This window comes from Methylobacterium sp. E-046 (assembly GCF_022829625.1).
Classification (GTDB): domain Bacteria; phylum Pseudomonadota; class Alphaproteobacteria; order Rhizobiales; family Beijerinckiaceae; genus Methylobacterium; species Methylobacterium longum.
This window is the reverse complement of the sequence record NZ_JAKSYP010000223.1, coordinates 1-2,264: the sequence shown is the minus strand read 5'-3', so window position 1 is coordinate 2,264 and position 2,264 is coordinate 1. Positions and strand designations below refer to the sequence as shown.

The following is a 2,264-nucleotide window of genomic DNA, read 5'->3' as shown; positions in this document are numbered from 1 at the left end:
CGCCCCATTCCTCGGCCTCCTCGTCACGGCCGGCGTGGTGACCTCGATCGTGCTGGACAACTTTGGCTGGGTTGGCTTCGAACGACATCCTGCCAGCGTCTGGCGGATCCTGGGTGGCTTACTCATGGTGGCCGGGGTGGCACTTGTCGCACTGTTCTGATCGCTGTCACCCTCAAATCAGTCTTATCCGCAGCTCAATACTCAAAGCACCAATCCATAATGGCGAGCACTCGGTACGATCATCGGCAGGCGGCGGAGATCTGTCGCGAGCATGGCTGGAACGTTGGGACCTGCCTTGTCGGCGATGCCGGCTTCGGGCCGACTGTCATCCAGATCACCGCCCTCGGTGATAAGATCATGCTCGCCAAGATCATTAGGCAGGGCTGCGCATCGATTGGCTATCACGATGCTCAGGCGTGGTCCCTTTCTCTCCGCGACTGGCGGCCTGTGGGCTGATCCTGGTCCCATCACGATACGCCGCACGAGGTGAGCCATGACATCGTTACTCGACCAACTCCGCGAGATGACCGTGGTGGTCGCCGATACGGGCGACATCGGCACTATCGAGAAGCTCAAGCCGGTCGATTGCACCACCAACCCGTCGCTGCTGCTCAAGGCGGCCGGCATGGAAGGGCTCGCCCCCATCGTGGACGAGGCGGTGACCTGGGGCAGAGCACAAGGCGGCGAGGCCGAGAATGTCGTCCAGGCTGTCGCGGACCGGCTCGCCGTGTCGGTGGGCTTCGAGCTGACGAAGCTGGTGCCGGGGCGGGTCTCCACGGAAGTGGACGCCAACCTCTCCTTCGACACGGATCGGACGTTGGAGAAGGCCCGGGCGATCATCCGCGCCTACGACGAACGCGGCGTTTCGCGCGATCGGGTGCTGATCAAGATCGCCTCAACGTGGGAGGGCATCCAGGCGGCGTGCGTGCTCCAGCGCGAGGGCGTGGACTGCAACCTGACCCTGCTGTTCCATCTCGTGCAGGCCATGGCCTGCGCGGATGCTGGCGTGTTCCTGATCTCGCCGTTCGTCGGTCGCATCACCGACTGGTACGCCACGGCCGAGGGGAAGACCTACACGGGGGCGGACGATCCGGGCGTCCAATCCGTGCGCTCTATCTATGCCGCCTACAAGTCACGTGGGATCAAGACCGTCGTGATGGGTGCCTCGTTCCGCAACGTCGGCCAGATCCAAGCGCTGGCAGGCTGTGATCGACTGACCATCTCGCCGAAGCTGCTGGAGGAACTCGCGGCCGCTCAGGGCACGCTCCCCCGCGTCCTGTCGCCCGACGCCTACGGTGAGCCGCCTGAGGTGCCCGCCACCGACAAGTTCTCGTTCCGTTGGGAGATGAATGAGAGCGCGATGGCAACGGAGAAGCTTGCGGAGGGCATTCGACAATTCGGCAGCGACCTGCGGGCTCTCCACGGCCTTATCCGCGACAGGCTCTCGCAGGGGTGACCGGCCGGTCTGATCATGAACGCGATCGGTTGCCTGCTATGAAGAAAGGCAGGTCGGGCATGTGGGCAATCAATGGATCGTTCTAGGAGGCGACCGAGTTCAACCGCTGCCGTACCTGCTGCGGCGCGGAGTGTGCGTGTACAATCCATTCCTCTCGTCGTTCCTGCTCGCCATCGAGGCACAGCGGGTCATCGAACTTCGGTTGGTTCGTCTCGCATGGGGCGGCCGTGAGGGCCGGGCCGAGATGCAATCGATGGTCGTCGAGAAGGTGCACGCCGCTGGCGAGGCGATGACGACGCTGATGCTTGGCGGCTCGCCGGAGAAAGTCATCGCCCGCTACCGCGAGCACGTCGCTTTCAACACCAAGCGGCTGTCGGCAGCCTGATGCGACACGTCAGTCGCGCCTACCTTCGGCCCTCGCGCGCGCGACGCCTGCCCGCAAGGCTGCGCTGCCCTCCACCACGAACAAGGCCCGCAACATGCTGGTAGTTTCAGCTGAATCGTCCGATCGCTATCGGAACAGATCGGCGTAGCGGGCCAGCGCGCGCTCCATGAACCGGTCAAGGTAGGAGGCCCCCCTGGTTCGCGCGAGGTCGACGACGGCGTCACTGAGAACGCGCTGCATCATCTCGCCGACCATGGCCGACACGTACACCGCCTCGGCACTGCCCTGGTCGGGTTCGCTAATCATCTATCCCCGTGGCCCCACCCCGTGGCGTCCCTGTCGGGCCCTCCGGGCAGCATCTCCCATCCGATCACCCGCGAGATCGCTCACACTGGCTTCCGACGTCGTCGCAGCCAGCGGCTA

At 64.4% G+C, this 2,264-nt stretch carries 4 protein-coding genes; 3 read left to right on the top strand and 1 reads right to left on the bottom strand.

Annotation, left to right across the window (positions count from 1 at the left end; translation table 11 throughout):
• From MKK82_RS24075 to MKK82_RS24065, 3 genes are all read left to right on the top strand, one after another.
• The coding region (locus MKK82_RS24075) for a DMT family transporter (protein ID WP_243987078.1) at positions 1-160 on the top strand (160 nt) is incomplete at its 5' end.
• Positions 161-493: 333 nt separating this feature from the next.
• On the top strand, positions 494-1,456 hold the full coding sequence (tal, locus tag MKK82_RS24070) for a transaldolase (protein WP_243987077.1): 963 nt from the start codon (positions 494-496) through the stop codon (positions 1,454-1,456).
• A 136-nt stretch (positions 1,457-1,592) separates the two neighbouring features.
• Positions 1,593-1,841 carry a hypothetical protein gene (locus MKK82_RS24065; RefSeq protein ID WP_243987075.1) on the top strand — a complete coding sequence of 83 codons (249 nt, stop codon included), beginning with the start codon at positions 1,593-1,595 and terminating at the stop codon, positions 1,839-1,841.
• Positions 1,842-1,967: 126 nt separating this feature from the next.
• Here the strand turns inward: MKK82_RS24065 and MKK82_RS24060 are convergent, their stop codons facing one another.
• Positions 1,968-2,147 (bottom strand): hypothetical protein, encoded by a 180-nt coding sequence (locus MKK82_RS24060; RefSeq protein ID WP_243987074.1) that lies wholly within the window; start codon positions 2,145-2,147, stop codon positions 1,968-1,970.
• Positions 2,148-2,264 lie beyond the last annotated feature (117 nt).